This window comes from Variovorax sp. GW823-FHT04F07 (assembly GCF_058795995.1).
Genome location: NZ_JBXAIG010000001.1, coordinates 708036 through 724614, shown reverse-complemented (window position 1 = coordinate 724614; position 16579 = coordinate 708036). Strand labels below are relative to the sequence as shown.

Sequence of the window (16579 nt, the reverse complement as noted above, 5' to 3'; positions counted from 1 at the left end):
TGCCACCCGCCTCGGTGGAGGCGGCGGCTTGGTTCAGGGGGCGGAGCGGACCCTCGCGGGCCTAGCTGGGCTCAGGGACCGCCGGGGGCGGTGTGGTGGCGCTGAAGAACTCGCGGAAGTGCTGCTGCACGCTGGCTTCGCAGGATGCGCATCCCACGGCCTCGGTGTCGTACAGCGCCTTGGGCCAGTTGTCGGCCCCGGTCAGCACGCTGCTCGTGACCTCGATGCCGGCCGAGCGCAGACGGCCCGCGAAGGTCATGGCCTCGTCGCGCATCGCGTCGTCGGGCCCCACCAGCACCAGCGCCGGTGCCAGGGCGGCCAGCCGCAGCGATCCGCTCGGCACCGCATAGGGGTGCGTGGCGTTCGAGGGACAGCTCAGGTACTTGGCCCAGCCCGTGGCCCAGCGGCACTCGGCGGCGTCGTTGGTCGCATTGCGCAGCGAGGCGGTGCCGGCGCACGGGTCGAGCATGGGCGACAGCAGGATCTGGCCTGCCAGCGGCGGATGGGCGCGGTCGCGGGCCACCAGGGCCACGCTGGCCGCCAGGTTGCCGCCGGCCTCTTCGCCGGCCAGGTACACCTGGGCGCCCTTGCCGCCGAGCTTCACGCGCTGCTTGTAGAGCCATTCGAGCGCCGCATAGCCCACCTCGACCGGTTCCGGGAACGGGGCCGCCGGGGCCAGCGGGTAGTCGAGCGAGACCACCACCGCACCCGCGCCGGCCAGCAGCCGGGCCACGTTGCGGCCGTTGTCGAGGTTGCCGCAGATGAAGGTGCCGCCATGGAAGTGCAGCACCAGCGGCACGGTCTCGCCCCGTGGACGCTGACCGTAGACACGGGCAGCCACGGGCTCGCGGCCGGGCAGCTCGATCGACAGATCGGACTCCACGCCTTGCGTCGCGGCAAGCGCAGCAGCTTCAGCGGACCGGGACGATGGACGGGGTGACATGGGCGACCTCAGGGGGATGGGCGATGGTTGAAATATAAGGCGCTACAAGCGCGTTGAAACAGGAAACACAGCCCTACTCTGTTTCCAAACGGAGAACAATCGGGCATACCGTAGGGGCGCATTCCTTGTGTGAGAATCCGCCTCCTTCCGGCATACGCCGGTCTCCCTGAACAGGCATTCGATGGATCAAATCCAGGCAATGCGGATCTTTGTCCGCGTGGTCGAAGCCGGCACCTTCACCCGTGCCGCCGACTCTCTGGCCCTGCCCAAGGGCACCGTCACCAAGCAGATCCAGGCGCTGGAATCGCGCCTGCGCGTGAAGCTGCTCAATCGCACGACGCGGCGCGTCACCGTCACGCCCGACGGCGCCGCCTACTTCGAGCGCGCCGCGCGGCTGCTGAACGACTTCGACGACATGGAAGCCAGCATGACGAATGCGCAGGCCAACCCCACGGGGCGGCTGCGCATCGACGTGGGCACCTCGGTGGCGCAGCAGATCATCCTGCCCAACCTGGCCAGCTTCTGCGACCGCTACCCCGACATCCAGGTCGATCTGGGCGTGAGCGACCGCACCGTCGACCTGATCAGCGACAACGTCGACTGCGTGATCCGTGCGGGCGAACTCAGCGACCAGTCGCTGGTGGCACGCCGCATCGGCACCCTGCACTTCGTCACCGTGGCCTCGCCGGCCTACATCAAGCGCTATGGTGCGCCGCAGCATCCGAACGACATCGAGAAGCGCCACCACGTCGTGAGCTACTTCTCGGGCACCACCCGGCGCGTGTACCCGCACGAGTTCAAGAAGGGCGACGAGTACATCGAGCTCAACGGCCCCTACCGCGTGTCGGTCAACGAGAGCAACGCGCACATGACGGCCGTGCTCGCGGGCTTCGGCCTGTCGCAGTGCATCACCTTCACCGCCGAGCCGCTGCTGGAAAGCGGCGAACTCGTCGAAGTGCTGGCCGACTGGCAGCGCGACCCGCTGCCGATTCATGTCGTGTATCCGCCGAACCGGCACCTGAGCGCGAAGGTGCGGGCGTTTGTGGACTGGGCGGCGGAGCTGTTTGCGAAGAATCCGCGGTTGCAGCGGCGCTGAGGGGCGCCTTTCCCGTCTTTTCAGGGCTGGATCAGCGCTGCCAGCGCACGCGCCGAGGGCGATTCTTCCCGCCCCAGGTGCTCGACCAGGCTGCGCCGGTCGGCCTCGGTGCGCTGCTGCGAGAGAAGGCGCTTGCCGCTTAGCGCGAGGATGTCGATCTCGAACCCGACCAGCCGCTGCAACGCGTCGTCGACGAACTCGGGCGATGCATCGGCCAGCGACCAGGGCTCGTAGCGCCCCGCTTCCTGCGACCGCGTCAGCGCTTCGAGATGCGTGCGCAGCCAGGCGGCGTCTTCGATGAACCGCAAGCGGCCCGTCGCCTGCACCGCGATGTAGTTCCAGCTCGGCGCCAATCGCCCGCTGCGCTGGCCGTTGACGTACCAGCGCGGGGAGATGAACGCGTTCGGGCTCTGGAACACGACGGTGACGTCGCAGCCGCCTCGCGCCTCGCTGGTCCACAGCGCATGGCTGCGGGCCACGTGGCCTGCCAGCACACCGTGCGTGCCGCGATCGATCACCTCCAGCGGCAGCAAGTTGGCATCGACCGCCCCGCCCGCAACCGTGAAGAGCGTGGCCAGCGGGTAGGCGCGCATGAGCCGGTGAAGCTCGTCGCGCGCCTCGATGGCGAAGAGGGGCTGGATATGCACGGGGAAGGCCTTTCGGGGGATCGATGCGCGTCGAGTATTGCGCCCGGGCCGGCCCGCAGCAGTCGCGGATACGACCGGTGCAAAGCCCTCAAAAACCGGACACGGAAAAATCCTGTCCCGCATAGCTGCCCTGGAAAGACCGCACAGGATTTGCAACGTAGCGCCCCACATCCCTTTTCAGTTTTTCGTACTCCGCGCTGTCCATCTTGTACGCATAGGTGGAGCCGATCTTCAAGATGGGGACTCCCACCGTGCCGAGCGCTTCCGACTCGTGATACCCCGACAGCAGGATGGCGGAAATCTTTCTTCCGCTGTTCTGCACGACCCAGCGCACCGGTTCGTAGCTCGACAGCACGAGAACGAGGGGGGTCGACGCGGGCTGCACGTTGACGCGCACGACGTTCAGGCCACGGCCGGCGTCGGCACCACGCCCCCTCCCCTTCGACTCGTAGACCCCGACCACCGCCACCTGCGCGTCTTGCGGGACATGGTTCAACAACGGCGGGGGCGCGGGAGCGAAGCTTCCCCCAGGCATCGCGCCTGGGCCCGAAGGGGGCGTGACGAGCTTCGCCAGCTGCTTCTCCAATTGCGCCGCAGCAATCGCCTTCTGCAGATCTTCAGGGGGTCCCGATTCGATGTCGTCCCCGCCGACGATCGTGACCGAGCCGTATCGCATGTAGCCGCTGCGCGGTGTCAGCGGCAGCAGCACCCCGTCGCCCTGCTGGTAGTTCGGAACGGGCGCGACCGTGCCCTGCTGCACGTCGATCACCTTGCCCTGCCCGGTATAGGACCCCGGCATGGAACTCGAAAGGAACACCGCGCTCTCGTTGAGCTTCGCGTACCCGTGCTGGATGTGCAGGGCCGATGTCTCCCAGAAGCCTTGTTCGCCCGTCGCAAGATCGATCCAGGCCAGATTTCTCGCGTCGAGGTAGAACGCCTTCTTGCCGTTCTCCATCAGAAACGGAGAAGACGAGGACGGCACCGACTTGGCAAGCCGCCAGAAACCGACCTGCGTCGCGGACAACGTGCCGTCGGACTCCCGGGCATGCGCCATGATCGCGGCGCTGCTGCTGCCACCGATGAGATGTCGGCTCTCGTTGCCTGGCAGCGCCAGCGCCCATGTCGGACGCTTCTCGGTCAACGGGTAGCCCGTTTCCTTGCCGTTCAGCGCATCGACGATCACGGCTTGCTGGCCTTGCGAACTCTGAAGGAGCACCAGCGCATTCAGGGTCGGAAGCCACGTCACGAGGCCGAGGTACTTGTCGGTCGTCCACAGCGCGGTACCGGTCTCGACGTCGATCAGTCTCAATCCCGAGCCGGTATCGGACGGCGCTGCAAACAGGCGCCCATTGGGCGACAGCGAGAAACCCGGGCGAGCGTTGTTCGCCGCGGTGAACGTCTGCAGGGGCTTTCCATCGGGAAGCCGGACGGCATGGAAGGTTCCACTGCCGGACTTCAGGACCGCGACATTGGATTCCGCCGATGTCACGATGCCGATGGTGCCTGCGCCACGACTCTTTTCCGCAGGCAGAGCCTGCCTGCCACGCAGCTCAACGCGCGGGTACAGAGGCGGCTTGCTCAACAACGCGGAGACACGGCGCAACCCGATCCATTCGGCCAACTGCGCGTCCTGGTCGCGAAAACAACTCCCGTCGGCCACCTTCTTCCGGATGTCTGGCGGTGTGTCGAAGCGTCCGATTCCTGATGCGGCGGTGCATGTCAGCGCCCGGACCTGCAGCAGACGCTCGTACTGTTCTTTCAGTGCGCGCGCTTCCTTGTCGTCTTCTGCCACCGAAGTGATCAGCTTGCTCATCCCGAGCAGAACCTCTTCGGAGGCCGGGAACGCCTTGTTGATCCGCTCCGGGGCTGGGGTAAAGGCGGCCGTCATCTTGTCGCAGCCACTCAGCAGGCACACGGTCACCAACAGCACGAGCACACGAAGCATTCTTGATCTCCCTCGGGATGCGACTCAGGATGCGATGGCGAAGCACCACACCGGTCAATTCAGGAATCGCATCGTAACAATTTGCTTCGCCTGATGATCGCTTCAGGAGCTCTCGTAGACCGGCTCACACCTCACCTCGGTCTTCACCGAATTCGCAATGAAGCACTCCTCATGCGCCCGATGGTGCATGTGTTCGATCTGCTCGCGCGTCGGCAGGTTCGCACCCGAAAAACTCACCTGCGGGCGCAGCGTGACGACGGTCATCGCCAGCTTGCCGTCGGCGTTCTTCTCCATCACCCCCGTGGCCGCATCGACATAGCGGTCGACCACGAACTTGCGCTTCACTGCCATGGTGAGGAACCACAGCATGTGGCAGCTGGACAGCGAGGCCACGAACATCTCTTCCGGGTCGACCGCCGACGCGTCGGAGAACGGCAGCGGCACCACGTGCGGCGACGAGGAGCCCGGCACCTGCGCGCCGCCGTCGAAGCGCAGCACGTGGTGGCGGCTGTAGGTGTTGGCCAGGAAGTCCTGGTCGCCCCGCTCCCAGACGATCTCGGCGGTGTACTCGGACATGGGTCGTGCTCCTCGATGGATGGATGATGGATGTCAGACGCTCATCAGCTTCACGATCAGCGGCACCAGCAGCGCGGTCGCGATGCCGTTGAGCCCCATCGCCAGCGCCGAGAACGCGCCCGCGGTCTCGTTCACTTGGATGGCGCGCGCCGTGCCGATGCCGTGCGCCGCCATGCCGACGGCAAAGCCGCGCACCGCGGGTTCCTTGATGCGCAGCAGGTTCAGCAGGCCCGTGGCCATGATCGCGCCCGAGATGCCGGCGATGGCCGCGGCCACGGCGGCCAGCGACGGCAGGCCGCCGATCTTCTCGGCCACGCCCATCGCGATCGGCATGGTGGCCGACTTGGGCGCGAGCGACATCAGGAGTTCGTGCGAACCGCCGAGCACCCAGCCGATGCCGATGGCCGACACGATGGCGGCCACCGAGCCCACCAGCAGCGCCACGCCGATCGGCAGCCACAGGCGCCGCAGGCGACCGACCTGGCTGTACAGCGGCACGGCCAGCGCCACGGTGGCCGGGCCGATCAGAAAGTGGACGAACTTGGCGCCCTCGAAGTAGGTGTCGTAAGGCGTGCGCGTGAGCAGCAGCACGCCCACGATGACGATCACCGACACCAGCACCGGGTTGACCATCGGGTTGCGCCCGCTGCGCGCATGCAGCCACAGCGCGCCCAGGTAGGCCAGCAGCGTGAGCGACAGCCACAGCAACGGCGACTGGGCCAGGAAGACCCAGATCTCGGAGAGCTTGGCGGGCGCGTTCATTCGGCGTCCTTGCCCGTGATGCGGATCATCCAGCGCAGCGTGAGCGCGGTCACCGCCATGGTGAAGGCGCCGCCCACGACGCCGGCCGCGAGGAACGGCAGCCACTCACGCCCCACGCGCTCGAAATGCAGCATGACGCCGGTCACCGCCGGGATGAACAGCAGCATCAGGTTGCGCAACAGGTGGCCCGAGGTGTCGGTCAGCTCCTGCGGCACGCCGCCGCGCACCAACAGGCCGACGAACAGCAGCAGCATGCCGATCAGCGGACCGGGAATCGGCAGCGACAGCCACTGCACGAGCAGTTCGCCGGCAAGCTGGCACAGGAAGAGCGTGGTGATGGCGTAGAGCATGGGCCTGTTCGTTTTCCTTTTCTTGAGACGGCCCTATTGTGGTGCGAGGTGCGTTCAGCCGCTGTGTCGTGCGGCGCTGGCCCTCGCCCACGCGGCCTTCAATGCCTGCTGGCTGGCCGGCGGCAACACGCCCAGGCGCAGGTGCCCCGGCAGGCCGAAGGAGGCGCAGTCGCGCAGCTTGATGCCCTCGGCGCGCAGCGCGGCGGCGCGGGGCGGGTATGGCACGTCGGGCTGCGCACCGAAGAAGTTGGCGTCGCCGGACAGCACCTGCCAGCCCAGCGATTCGCACACGGCGCGCTGCCGCGCCTTCCAGTCGCGCAGGATGTCGAGGCTGCGCGCCAGCCAGCCTTGCGCTTCGTCGCTGGTCCAGGTCGTGAGCAGCGCCACGCCGTGTGTGCCCAGCGGCCACGACGGCGCAAGACGTTCGAATCGTTCCAGCAGCGGACCTGCAACGTCGCTGTTCGCGGGTGCGATGGCGTAGGCGGCGCGGATGCCCGTGAGGCCCATAGCCTTGTTCGGGGTCCACAGCTGCCAGAGGCGGTCGCGCTGTGCAGCGTCGTGCGAGGGCTGGCCTTCGAGTCGCAGCGGTTCGTAGGCCATGTCGAGCACGCAGACGGCATCGCTCGCGGCATGCTGCGCGATGTCGGGCTGCGGCTGGCCGAACGGGCTGGACGGTTCGCAGCACCAGCGCAGCACGGCGCCGTCGGCCTTTTCGGATGCGCGCCGCACGCCGAGGCCCCAAGCCAAGGCCGAACGTTCGTAGTCGCCGTAGCTGTGCGCGGGCAGCCAGACCTCTCCGCCGCCTACTTGCGCCACAGCGGCGCTGATGCGGTGGATGAATTCGCTCGCGCTCGCGGCGATCGCGATGCGCTCCACCGACACGCCGTGGAAATCGGCAAGCGCGGAACGCAGCGCGGTGTAGCGCGGATCGGGATAGTGCGCCGCGTCGGCCTCGCGCAGCGCGGCCAGTGCCGCAGGACAAGAACCCACCGCGTTGCCGTTGGTCGAGAAGTCGTGCGGCGCGGCACCGGTCTCGTCGGGGCCGCCGTGCACCATGGTTGGATTCGTCATGCCCACCTCGCCAGCAACGGCGACAGCATCGCCAGCGAGGCGATCACCGCCAGCCCCCAAGCCGCCCGTTCGCCGAGCTGCGCGGTGCGCGCGGTGTCGGCCGACGTGGCGGCGCGCCCTTCCCCGTTCAGCGCATACACACCCGGCTTCGCAAGCCGCACACCCAGCAGCAGCGCCATCGCCCCCATTGGCCAGCCGCTGTTGGGCGACGGCGTGCGGCGCGCCTCGCGGGCTACGCCGCGCGGCCAGCGGCCGGCCGCGAGGGCCAGCAGCAGCACGGTCAGGCGCGCGGGCAGCCACGAAAGCACGTCGTCGGCGCGCGCGGCCCACTTGCCGAACCAGGTCCAGTCGCGCCCGCCGCGTTCGCCGCGGTAGCCCCACATGGCATCGGCGGTGTTGGCGAAGCGGTAGAGCGCCGCGCCCGGCAGGCCGAACAGCACGAACCAGAACACAGGCGCCACCAGCGAGTCGTTGAGGTTCTCGGCCAGCGACTCGATGGCGCTTTCGCGCACCTCGCGCTCGCTCAGCACCGAGACATCGCGGCTCACGAGGCGCGCGAGCCGTGCGCGGCCCGCGTCGAGCGATTCGCCCAGCGCGGCTTCGACCGCCTGCACCTCGTCGCGCAGCATGCGCCATGCAAAGAGCGGTTTGAACGCGAGCCCGAGCACCACGGCCATGGCCCAGACCGGCAGCCATTGCATCGCCAGGCTCTGTACCGCCGACGCGACGGCGAACGCGGCCATCGCGCCCACGCACCAGCCGAGCGCGCCCATCGCGAAGCCCGGCAAGTTACGCGGCTTCGCATCGGCAGCGCGCGGTGCGAGGCGGCTGCCGATCCAGTCCAGGTAGCGCCCCATCCACACGACCGGATGCAGCGCGGCGGGCGGCTCGCCCAGCCAGCGGTCGATGGCCAGCGCCAGCCACAGGGCGGCGACCAGCGCGAGGGCGAAGACGGCGAAGGGATCGAGCGCGGGCATGGCAGGCATTCTCGTGAATCAGGCGGCAGGCACGGCTCGGCCGCGCCGCCATTGCACCAGCGCGCCGATGGCCAGCAGCAAGGCAGCCCCGAAAGCGGCGAGCAGGCGCGGCAGCACGGCGGACGGCGGCGGGGGCGATGGGGTGTCGGTGACGGGCTTCAGCTGGAGGCCGGCCACCGGTTGCGTGAGGTCCTCTGCGGCGGGCGATTCGGGTGTGGGCTGGGTCGCTGCGACGGGCGCGACGGCGGGTGCGGCGACGACCGGTGCAGGGGCAGTGACAGGCGGCGGAGCGAACGCAGCCTGCGCAAACCGCTGCACCGCCTCGTTGCGCTCCCGCAGCCCCGTGGCGCGCACCGCCTCCGTGTAGGCCTGCGCCAGTTCGCGCCGCGTCGCGGCATCGGGCTTCCAGTAGTTCAGCCGCACGGCATCGAGCATGCGCTCCAGCGTCTGCGCGAAGGCGGCACGGTTCTCGCGCTCCAGCCACTGCCGCGTGCCGAGCTTGTAGGTGTCGCGCACATAGACCTCGTGCAGCGACTGCCAGTGGTCTGCACGCACGGCCGCAGGCGCAGTCGCCTGCCAGCCCCAGAGGAACTGCGCGGTCTTGAGCACCTGCAGCGCGCCGCTGTAGCCCTCGGCCTTCTGCGCCTCGATCCATTGCGGGTGCAGGTAGCGCGTCTGCATCTCGCGGGCGATGGCGCCGGCGGCGGTGTCGGTACGCACCGCCGACCCGTCGCGCAGGTTCTGCACGTACAGCGCCGGGTCCTTGCCCGTGAGATGGCGCACGGCCAGCGCGATGCCGCCCAGGTACTGGAACGGATCGTCGTTGGTCAGCACGCCGTAGAGGTTGGAGGTGCGCGTCATCAGCGCCGCATCGACCTGCGCGAGGTTGCCCGCGAAGGCGCCCGGGCGCGCCGCGCCGTCAAGGCCGCGCCCGTAGGCGTGGCCCATGCGGTCCATGTAGAGCCCGGCCATCTGCGCATCGCCGCCGCCGCGCTGCTGGCCCTTCCAGAGTTCGGTGGCGAGCACCGCTTCCTCGAGCCCGGCGCCGTAGCTGCCCTGCTCGTTCGAGAACACGCGCGCGGTCGACCAGCGCCGCGCCTCGGCCGCCGTCGCGCCCCCGGCGCGCAGCGTGCGCGCCATCGCCTCGCTGTGCTGCGCGACGGCGTTGCCGGGCTCGTCGAGCGCGGCCACCTGCTGCACGGCCTCGTCGAGCCAGCGCATCACGTGCGGGAACTGGTCGCGGTACGAGCCGGTGACGCTGATCAGCACGTCCATGCGCGGCCGCTTCAGCACCGCGGCCGGCACGATCTCGATGCCGACCATGCGCCCGGCTTCGTCCCAGCGCGGCTTCACGCCCAGCGCGTGGAAGGCCTGGCTCTCGGTCACGCCCTGGTGGCGCGAGGCCTCGCCGGCCCAGAGCGTGAAGGCGATCTTCTGCGGCGCACGGCCGCCGTGGGTGCGGGCGTGCGCGGCGATCCAGTCGTCCATCGCGGCGACGCCGGTGTCCCAGGCGGCGCGCGTGGGCACGCGGCTGGGGTCGAAGCCGTAGAGGTTGCGCCCGGTCGGCAGGCTGTCGGGGTCGCGCACCGGGTCGCCGCCGTAGCGCGACTTCAGGTAGCGGCCGTCGAGTGCGGTGAGCAGGCCTTCGATTTCTTCGTTGTGGGCCAGCACCGCGTCGAGCGCGCGGGCCCGTGCGGCCAGGGTGCGCAGAGGTTCTGCGTCGGCCGTGTCGTTGCCCGCCAGCACGGCCTCCAGCCAGCGCGCAGGTTTCGATGCTGCAATGCCCTGCGCATCCGTGAGGAACATCTCGTCGAGGTCTTCGCCCATCGCCTGCGCCACGGGCTTGCCGAGGATCTGCAGGATCGTCTGGCGCCGCCGCTGCGCATCGGGCGCCTCGCCGAAGGTGGCCAGGCCCAGCGGCTGCGCGGTCTGCGCCAGCTCGTCGAGGTAGGGGTGCAGCACGGCGATGAAGCCGGCGAAATCGGCGCGGATGCGCGCGGGCGTCCATTGCAGGTCGCGGTCGTAGTGCTGGGCGACGAAGTCGGTGGTGAGGCGCCGTTCCAGTGCGGTCTTCACCGCGCCGGGCGACAGCGTTTCCCAGTCGTGCAGGCGCTCGTGCATGTCCCGCACGCCGGGGCGGAAGCCCGCGGGCGCGAACATCGGTGTCGAGTGGCTCACCATGGTCGCGCGGCCGCGGCGCTTGGCGGTGGTCGCCTCGCCGAGGTTGTCCATGATGTACGGGTAGACGTTGGGCACGTCGCCCAGCGCGAGCAGCGGATCGTCCTGCACCGAGAGCCCGCGCTCCTTGCCCGCCGACCACTCGACCGTGCCGTGCGTGCCCACGTGCACGAGCGCATCGGCACCGAAGCGGCTGCGCAGCCAGAGGTAGGTCGCGAGGTAGCCGTGGCTCAGCGGCACGGCCGCGCGGTGGTAGACCTGCTGCGCCTTGTCGGCCACCTGCGTGCCGGGCTCGAAGCGCGGCGGCTGGCGCAGCACGACCACCTGGCCGAACTGCGCGCGCGGCACCACGAAGGCCGGTGCGCCGGCCACGGGCCGCAGCATCGTCGAGGCCTCGGGCGGGCCCCAGTAGGCCTCGATGCGGCGTTGCGTTTCGACAGGCAGCGCGCGGAACCACGCGAGGTACTGCGACAGCGGCAGCGTGTCGGCCAGGCCTTGATCGAGCAGCGGCTGCAGCGCGTCGCCGCCTTGCGCCGTCGGGTAGTAGGCCTTCATCGTGGCCTGCACCTGCGCGATGACTTTGTCTGCGCCCGGCGCCTCGGTGCGATAGCCGGCCGCCTGCATCGCGGACAGCATCCGGTCGACGCTGCGCGGCACGTTGAGGAACGACGCGCCGAAGTTCGCCTCGCCCGGCGGGTAGTTGTAAACCAGCATCGCCACGCGGCGCTCGGCGGCGGGCGTGCGCCGCAGGCGCAGCAGCGCGGCGGCCTTGTCGGCCACGGCGTCGATCTGCGTGGGCAGTGGCTGCAGGCTGCCGGTGGCGGCATCGCGCGCGGTGACGAGCATCGGGTCGGTCATGCCTGCGAGTTCGCTCGGGCTGTAGTAGGCCGCGATGTCGGTCTGCGCCAGGCCGTCCTTGCTGCGCGCCCATTGCGCCGCGTCCATGGCGAGCGAGGGCAGCGTCTGCAGCACAGGCACGCCGATGCGTTCGAGTTCGGCCTTGCGCTCGTTCGGGCTGAACACCAGCGCGGCGTTGATGAGGAGGTCGGCCAGACGATGGTTGCCCTCCTCCGTGTGCGTCATGCGAAAGAACAGGTCCTTCTGCTGGCGCGGGCCATAGAAGGCGTAGGCGCGCAGGCCGCGCTGCGCGAGCGTGCCGATCAGGCCGTCGAGCCAGCCGTTGTCGTCGCTGGTGAGCGTGGCGCTGTTGACGGCGATGGCGACAGTGCCTTGACCGCCCGGCAATGCCTCGACGGCCGCGATGCTGCTTTCGACGCGCGGCCAGTCGGGGTGATAGAAGCCCGCGAGTGGCAACGGCACGGGGTCGGGCAGCCCGGCCGTGTCGCCGACGCGTGCCATCGCCTGCATCGAGGCTTTCAGGTTCGCCTCGCCCGGAAAGCGCCAGTAGGCGCGCAGGCGCTGCGCCCAGGCCGCATCGACGCCGCGCTCGGCCGCGAGCGGCGGCACCTCGGGCGGCTTCTGGCCTTTTGCCACGAGTGCGAATTCACCGATCTGCACATAGGGAACGGAGGTTCGCGCGATGACATCACCGAAGCGCGCCGCCGCCGACTGCGCGACGCTGAGGTGCGGCGCATCGATGACCAACAGGCGCGCGCCATCGAGCGCGGCGGCCAGTGCCTCGGGTGCGTCCTGCGCAGCCGACACCACCTGCAGCGGCACGCCAGCTTCACGCGCCGCCGTCTGCAGCCGCACCACACGCGCAGGCGACACCAGCGCCGTGCTCAACACCACGACACGCGACCCGGCCGCCACCGCAGGCTGCGCCATCAAGCACAGGAGCCCAAGCCAGAGGACAAAAAGCCGCGTCACTTCCCGCCCGACGCCGGCACCGCGTCCGCCGGCACGTAGATCATCGTGCCGTCCTTCAGGCGCCAGGCGGTGCCGGCCTTTTCGCCGTCGCCCTGCCCCGTTGCGCCGCTGGCCTTGAAGCGCGTGACCTTCCGGCCTTCGCGCGTGATGATCTCCATGTCGGGCTGGCCCTCGTGGCGGATGACCGTCACCTTGTCCTGCGAGAACGGGTTCACCGGGTTGTTGATGACCGCGATCATCAGCATGCCGATGACGACCATGAAGACGTCGATCAGGTTGATGGTCGAGAGCACCGGGTCGTCGTCGTCGCTGTCCAGGCTGCTCAGGATCGAGAACTGGCGCCGGCTCATGACAGCCGGTCCCGCGCGTCGAGCAACATCACCAGCTCGCGCATGAGCCAGCGGCGGCGCACCGTGTAGACCACGAAGGTGATCGAGGCCGAAGCCAGCGCCACGATCACGGCCGCGAACGCGGGCGCCAGGCTCTGCGCCACGCCCTGCGATTCGCCCGAGGCCACGGCCACGAGCGCCGGACCCATGGGGATCATGGTGGCGATCAGCCCCAGCATCGGCGCCACGCGGCTGCACAGGCGCACGCCTTCGAGCTGCTTGAGCACGACCAGCTCCATCTGCTCCTGGCTGGCCTGCGCGTGAGGCTGCAACACCAGCGCACGCGACGGGTCGCGGCGGCGCTGCCACCACTCGATGCCGAAGGCGCCGAGGCAGTACACCGCATAGACGAAGGACAGCAGCACGCCGAGCGTCACAGGCCAGAGGAACAGGCGCGCGAGCTCGAAGAGAACGGTGTCGAAGGCCAGCATCAGGTGGGCTCCACGCAAGAAGATGAAGTGGAAGAAGGATCGAACAGGTCCGACGGCCGGCCCCAGCTCTCGTCGAACACCAGCGACGCAAGCGGTGCGCGCTTGGCCCAGCGTTCGCGCTGCAGCATCGGCTCTTCGTAGAACGCATGCACCGGGCCCAGGCACAGCAAGGCGATCGGCTCGGCGCCCTCGGGCAGGCCGAGCCGCACGCCCAGCTCGGCGGGGTCGAACAACGACACCCAGCCCATGCCCAGCCCTTCGGCGCGCGCTGCGAGCCAGAGGTTCTGGATCGCGCAGGAGGCCGAGGCCAGGTCCATCTGCGGCAGGGTGCGACGACCGAACACATGCGGCTCGCGGCCGTCAGCGAGCGTCACCACCAGCAGCTCGGCCGCGTCGAGCACGCCCTGCACCTTGAGGCGCATGAACTCGTCTTCACGCTGGCCGAGCGCGCGGGCGGTGAGCACACGTTCGCGCTCGACCACCTCATGCAACTGCCGGCGCAGCCCTTCGCCGCGCACGCGGATGAAGCGCCACGGCTGCATGAAGCCGACGCTGGGCGCATGGTGCGCGGCGTCGAGCAGGCGGCGCAGCACCTCGGGCGCCACCTCGCCGCCCGCAAAGTGGCGCATGTCGCGCCGCTCGTGGATGGCGCGGTACACCGCCTTCGCCTCGTCGGCCGCGAACGCATGCGCCGTCATCGGGTTCAGTCTTCGATGCCGCGCTGCGCCGGAATGCCGGCCTTGAACGCGTGCTTGACCATCTGCATCTCGGTGACGGTGTCGGCCAGCTCGATGATCTCGGGCGGGCAGCGGCGGCCGGTGAGCGCGACGTGCACGTGCTTGGGGCGAGCGCGCAGCGTTTCGAGCACGCCATCGAGCGGCAGCCAGCCGTAGATCAGCGGGTAGGTGATTTCGTCGAGCACCACGAGGAAGAAGTCGCCCGACAGGATCGCAGCCTTGGCCTTTTCCCAGCCGTCGCGCGCCAGCTGGCCCGAGCGTTCGAGATCCTGGCTTTTCCAGCTGAACCCGTCACCGAGGCCTTCGATGGGAATGCCGATCTGCTCGAACATGCGGTGCTCGCCGAAGCGCGCCGAAGGCACCTTCATGAACTGGTAGATCTTCACGGCCTTGCCACGGCCGTGTGCGCGCAGCGCGAGGCCGAAGGCGGCCGTGCTCTTGCCCTTGCCGTCGCCGGTGTTGACGATGACGATGCCGCGGCGTTCGCCTTCGGGCTTTTCGTAGGGCTTTTCGCTGGGAGGGGTTTCTATTTGCATGAGGTTTTCCGTTTGCTTGTGTTCTTGGCGCTGTCGTTCAGGGCGTGTGCACAGGTCACCGGGTACTTCCCTCCGCGAATGTCCCCCGGGCTTCGCCCTCCTCCTTGATTTCGCTGCGGGAAGCACCCAGTGTCCTGCGCACGATGGGCGCTGTCGTGGTGCGGGCGGATCAACGAGCGCGCTGGTCGCTCACGTCGATGGGGTGCCTTGCGCAGCGAAACCAAGGGGGAGCGGCGGAAGCCCGAAGGGCGGAGGACATTCGCGGAGCAAGGTGCCCCGTCGGCGGGAGCGCGCCCTGAATGACTCGATGCGCGAGGCTTCATAGCGGCAATGCGATCCATTGATCTGCCACGCGATGCACGCGAATCCGATGGTCGAACACCTGCTCCAGCGCTTGGTGAGTCTCTGGGTCGGAACAAGCACCGTGATGCGTCACCCGCCCCCGATTCATCACCACCAGTTCATCCGCAGCCAGCGCCATCGGCAGCTCGTGCAACACGCTGACCACGGTGCGCCCTTGCGCGACCAGTTCGCGTGCCGTCTGCATCCAGTCGGCCTGATGCGGCGGATCGAGGTTGGCCAGCGGCTCGTCCATCAGCAGCAGCTCCGCCTCGACCGCCAGCGCACGCGCCAGCAGCACGCGTTGGCGTTCGCCGCCGGAGAGCTGCCCCAGCGGACGGTCGCGCCAGTCCCAGGCCTGGGTGCTGCGCAGCGCGCGTTCGACGGCATCGCGATCAGCGTCGCTGGGTGCCGCGAGCCAGCGCTGGTGCGGCAGGCGGCCCAACATGGCGACGTCGTAGACCATCAGGTCGTCGGCACTGCCCTCGCCCGTGCCGCTTTGGCCCAGCCAGGACAGGCGCCGTGCGCGCACGCGGGCCGGCACGGCGGCTTGCGCCTCACCGAAGAGCCGCACTTCGCCGCGGTGTGCGAGCAACCCAGCGAGCGCTTTCAACAAAGTCGACTTGCCAGCGCCGTTCGGCCCGACGATGCTGGTCCATCGGCCGGCTGCGAGCGACAGGTCGATGCTGTGCAGCACCTCGACCGACCCGAGCGTGGCGCTGAGACCGTGCGCTTCGAGCGCGGGGGATGGCGTGCGACTCATAGGCCGCCTCCCTTCGCGCCGCGCCGGTGCATCAGCCACAGCAGGTAGCTGCCGCCGAGCACGGCCGTGAGCACGCCCACTGGCAGCTCCTGCGGCGCAATCAGCCAGCGCGCCAGCAGGTCGGCCGCCATCAGCAGCAGCCCGCCCATCAACGCCGACAGCACGATCAGCCGCGCGTGCGTGGTCTTGACCACCGAGCGCACCAGGTGCGGCGCGGCCAAGCCGACGAAAGCAATGAGGCCGGTCTGCGCGACGGCGGCGCCGGTCGCCAGCGCCAGCACCGCGACCAGCGCGGCGCGCATGCCGCCGAGCGGCAACCCAAGGCTGCGCGCCGTCGCCTCGCCGAGCGCGAGCCCGTCGAGCACCGGCGCGAGCGCCCAGGCCAGCAGCAGGCAGGCCGCGCCAACCGCCGCCATCACGGCGCACGCCGCCCAGCCGACCAAGCCGGTGCTGCCGAGGACGAAGCCCTGCAACGCCTGAAGAATGTCGGCCGAGGCGATGGTGATGAGGTCCTTGGCGGCGCCCAGCACCACGCCGACGATCACGCCCGCGAGCAGCAGCCGCAGGGTCTGTTGCACGCCGCGCGCCAGCGTGAGCGTGAGCAGCACCGCAGCCACGGCGCCGACAAAGGCCGCGCCGGTGAGTCCCAGGCGCATCACCCATTGCGTGCTGGTGACGGAGCCGCCGAACAGCATCAGCGCCAGCGCCACGGCGAGCGACGCGCCCGAGGCGCTGCCCAGCAGGTACGGGTCGGCCAGCGGGTTGCGGAACAGGCCCTGCGCCACCGCACCCGCGAGCCCGAGCAGCGCGCCCGCCAGCCATGCACCGAGGGTGCGCGGCAGGCGGATGTCCCACACGATCTGCAGCGCCACCGGGTCGTGCCGCGCGGACAGCAGGCTCTGGAAGCCGGTGCTGCCGATGCCCAGGCCGAAGAGCAGCAACGCCGCGCCCAGCACGAGCAAGCCGGCACCGAGCAGCAACACGCGACGCAGATGAGCGGAATGCATGC

The 16579-nt window shown here is 69.4% G+C and carries 16 protein-coding genes; 1 reads left to right on the top strand and 15 read right to left on the bottom strand.

Translation table 11 applies throughout. The features are described from left to right. Positions 1–61: 61 nt before the first annotated feature. The gene (locus AC1RAA_RS03365) at positions 62–943 is read right to left on the bottom strand and encodes an alpha/beta hydrolase fold domain-containing protein (RefSeq protein ID WP_492726475.1); all 882 of its coding nucleotides are present in this window, start codon (positions 941–943) and stop codon (positions 62–64) included. A 181-nt stretch (positions 944–1124) separates the two neighbouring features. Between AC1RAA_RS03365 and AC1RAA_RS03360 the strand changes: the two genes are divergently transcribed. Next, positions 1125–2039, top strand: a complete 915-nt coding sequence (locus tag AC1RAA_RS03360; RefSeq protein WP_159271942.1) for a LysR family transcriptional regulator — start codon at positions 1125–1127, stop codon at positions 2037–2039. A 20-nt stretch (positions 2040–2059) separates the two neighbouring features. On the opposite strand, the gene AC1RAA_RS03355 is transcribed toward AC1RAA_RS03360, so the two are convergent. From AC1RAA_RS03355 to AC1RAA_RS03290, 14 genes are all read right to left on the bottom strand, one after another. Then, on the bottom strand, positions 2060–2686 hold the full coding sequence (locus AC1RAA_RS03355) for an FMN-binding negative transcriptional regulator (protein ID WP_492726472.1): 627 nt from the start codon (positions 2684–2686) through the stop codon (positions 2060–2062). Between the two features lie 88 nt (positions 2687–2774). Further along, positions 2775–4631, bottom strand: a complete 1857-nt coding sequence (locus tag AC1RAA_RS03350) for a hypothetical protein (protein WP_492726470.1) — start codon at positions 4629–4631, stop codon at positions 2775–2777. Between the two features lie 102 nt (positions 4632–4733). Continuing rightward, complete coding sequence (locus AC1RAA_RS03345; RefSeq protein ID WP_492726468.1) at positions 4734–5207, bottom strand: OsmC family protein; 474 nt, start codon at positions 5205–5207, stop codon at positions 4734–4736. A gap of 33 nt (positions 5208–5240) precedes the next feature. After that, entirely contained in the window at positions 5241–5969 is a 729-nt protein-coding gene (locus AC1RAA_RS03340; RefSeq protein WP_099796765.1) for an LrgB family protein, read from the bottom strand. After that, entirely contained in the window at positions 5966–6319 is a 354-nt protein-coding gene (locus tag AC1RAA_RS03335) for a CidA/LrgA family protein (RefSeq protein WP_056581435.1), read from the bottom strand. The genes AC1RAA_RS03340 and AC1RAA_RS03335 overlap by 4 nt, the downstream gene beginning before the upstream one ends. A gap of 54 nt (positions 6320–6373) precedes the next feature. Beyond that, positions 6374–7390: an aminotransferase class I/II-fold pyridoxal phosphate-dependent enzyme gene (locus AC1RAA_RS03330; RefSeq protein ID WP_492726465.1), complete on the bottom strand. Its 1017-nt coding sequence runs from the start codon at positions 7388–7390 to the stop codon at positions 6374–6376. Further along, a complete protein-coding gene (cbiB, locus tag AC1RAA_RS03325; protein WP_492726463.1) occupies positions 7387–8367 on the bottom strand; it encodes an adenosylcobinamide-phosphate synthase CbiB in 981 nt (326 codons plus the stop codon). The genes AC1RAA_RS03330 and cbiB overlap by 4 nt, the downstream gene beginning before the upstream one ends. Positions 8368–8385: 18 nt before the next feature. After that, positions 8386–12375: a cobaltochelatase subunit CobN gene (cobN, locus tag AC1RAA_RS03320; protein ID WP_492726461.1), complete on the bottom strand. Its 3990-nt coding sequence runs from the start codon at positions 12373–12375 to the stop codon at positions 8386–8388. Continuing rightward, on the bottom strand, positions 12372–12725 hold the full coding sequence (locus AC1RAA_RS03315; RefSeq protein WP_062479884.1) for a DUF2149 domain-containing protein: 354 nt from the start codon (positions 12723–12725) through the stop codon (positions 12372–12374). The genes cobN and AC1RAA_RS03315 overlap by 4 nt, the downstream gene beginning before the upstream one ends. Further along, a complete protein-coding gene (locus AC1RAA_RS03310) occupies positions 12722–13195 on the bottom strand; it encodes a MotA/TolQ/ExbB proton channel family protein (RefSeq protein ID WP_159271949.1) in 474 nt (157 codons plus the stop codon). The genes AC1RAA_RS03315 and AC1RAA_RS03310 overlap by 4 nt, the downstream gene beginning before the upstream one ends. After that, complete coding sequence (gene bluB, locus AC1RAA_RS03305) at positions 13195–13893, bottom strand: 5,6-dimethylbenzimidazole synthase (protein WP_492726457.1); 699 nt, start codon at positions 13891–13893, stop codon at positions 13195–13197. The genes AC1RAA_RS03310 and bluB overlap by 1 nt, the downstream gene beginning before the upstream one ends. Before the next feature lie 5 nt (positions 13894–13898). Then, on the bottom strand, positions 13899–14468 hold the full coding sequence (gene cobO / locus AC1RAA_RS03300) for a cob(I)yrinic acid a,c-diamide adenosyltransferase (RefSeq protein WP_095947760.1): 570 nt from the start codon (positions 14466–14468) through the stop codon (positions 13899–13901). Positions 14469–14787: 319 nt separating this feature from the next. Then, positions 14788–15570, bottom strand: a complete 783-nt coding sequence (locus AC1RAA_RS03295; RefSeq protein WP_492726455.1) for an ABC transporter ATP-binding protein — start codon at positions 15568–15570, stop codon at positions 14788–14790. Then, entirely contained in the window at positions 15567–16577 is a 1011-nt protein-coding gene (locus AC1RAA_RS03290) for a FecCD family ABC transporter permease (protein ID WP_492726453.1), read from the bottom strand. The genes AC1RAA_RS03295 and AC1RAA_RS03290 overlap by 4 nt, the downstream gene beginning before the upstream one ends. Between the last annotated feature and the right edge of the window lie 2 nt (positions 16578–16579).

Bases quoted from the DNA above. Each gene is read 5' to 3' on its own strand.
- AC1RAA_RS03335 (WP_056581435.1), bottom strand. From the start codon at position 6,319: ATGCTCTACGCCATCACCACGCTCTTCCTGTGCCAGCTTGCCGGCGAA.
- AC1RAA_RS03365 (WP_492726475.1), bottom strand. From the start codon at position 943: ATGTCACCCCGTCCATCGTCCCGGTCCGCTGAAGCTGCTGCGCTTGCC.
- cbiB (WP_492726463.1), bottom strand. From the start codon at position 8,367: ATGCCCGCGCTCGATCCCTTCGCCGTCTTCGCCCTCGCGCTGGTCGCC.
- AC1RAA_RS03345 (WP_492726468.1), bottom strand. From the start codon at position 5,207: ATGTCCGAGTACACCGCCGAGATCGTCTGGGAGCGGGGCGACCAGGAC.
- cobO (WP_095947760.1), bottom strand. From the start codon at position 14,468: ATGCAAATAGAAACCCCTCCCAGCGAAAAGCCCTACGAAAAGCCCGAA.
- AC1RAA_RS03340 (WP_099796765.1), bottom strand. From the start codon at position 5,969: ATGAACGCGCCCGCCAAGCTCTCCGAGATCTGGGTCTTCCTGGCCCAG.
- AC1RAA_RS03290 (WP_492726453.1), bottom strand. From the start codon at position 16,577: ATGCATTCCGCTCATCTGCGTCGCGTGTTGCTGCTCGGTGCCGGCTTG.
- AC1RAA_RS03350 (WP_492726470.1), bottom strand. From the start codon at position 4,631: ATGCTTCGTGTGCTCGTGCTGTTGGTGACCGTGTGCCTGCTGAGTGGC.
- AC1RAA_RS03295 (WP_492726455.1), bottom strand. From the start codon at position 15,570: ATGAGTCGCACGCCATCCCCCGCGCTCGAAGCGCACGGTCTCAGCGCC.
- AC1RAA_RS03360 (WP_159271942.1), top strand. From the start codon at position 1,125: ATGGATCAAATCCAGGCAATGCGGATCTTTGTCCGCGTGGTCGAAGCC.
- bluB (WP_492726457.1), bottom strand. From the start codon at position 13,893: ATGACGGCGCATGCGTTCGCGGCCGACGAGGCGAAGGCGGTGTACCGC.
- AC1RAA_RS03310 (WP_159271949.1), bottom strand. From the start codon at position 13,195: ATGCTGGCCTTCGACACCGTTCTCTTCGAGCTCGCGCGCCTGTTCCTC.
- AC1RAA_RS03315 (WP_062479884.1), bottom strand. From the start codon at position 12,725: ATGAGCCGGCGCCAGTTCTCGATCCTGAGCAGCCTGGACAGCGACGAC.
- AC1RAA_RS03330 (WP_492726465.1), bottom strand. From the start codon at position 7,390: ATGACGAATCCAACCATGGTGCACGGCGGCCCCGACGAGACCGGTGCC.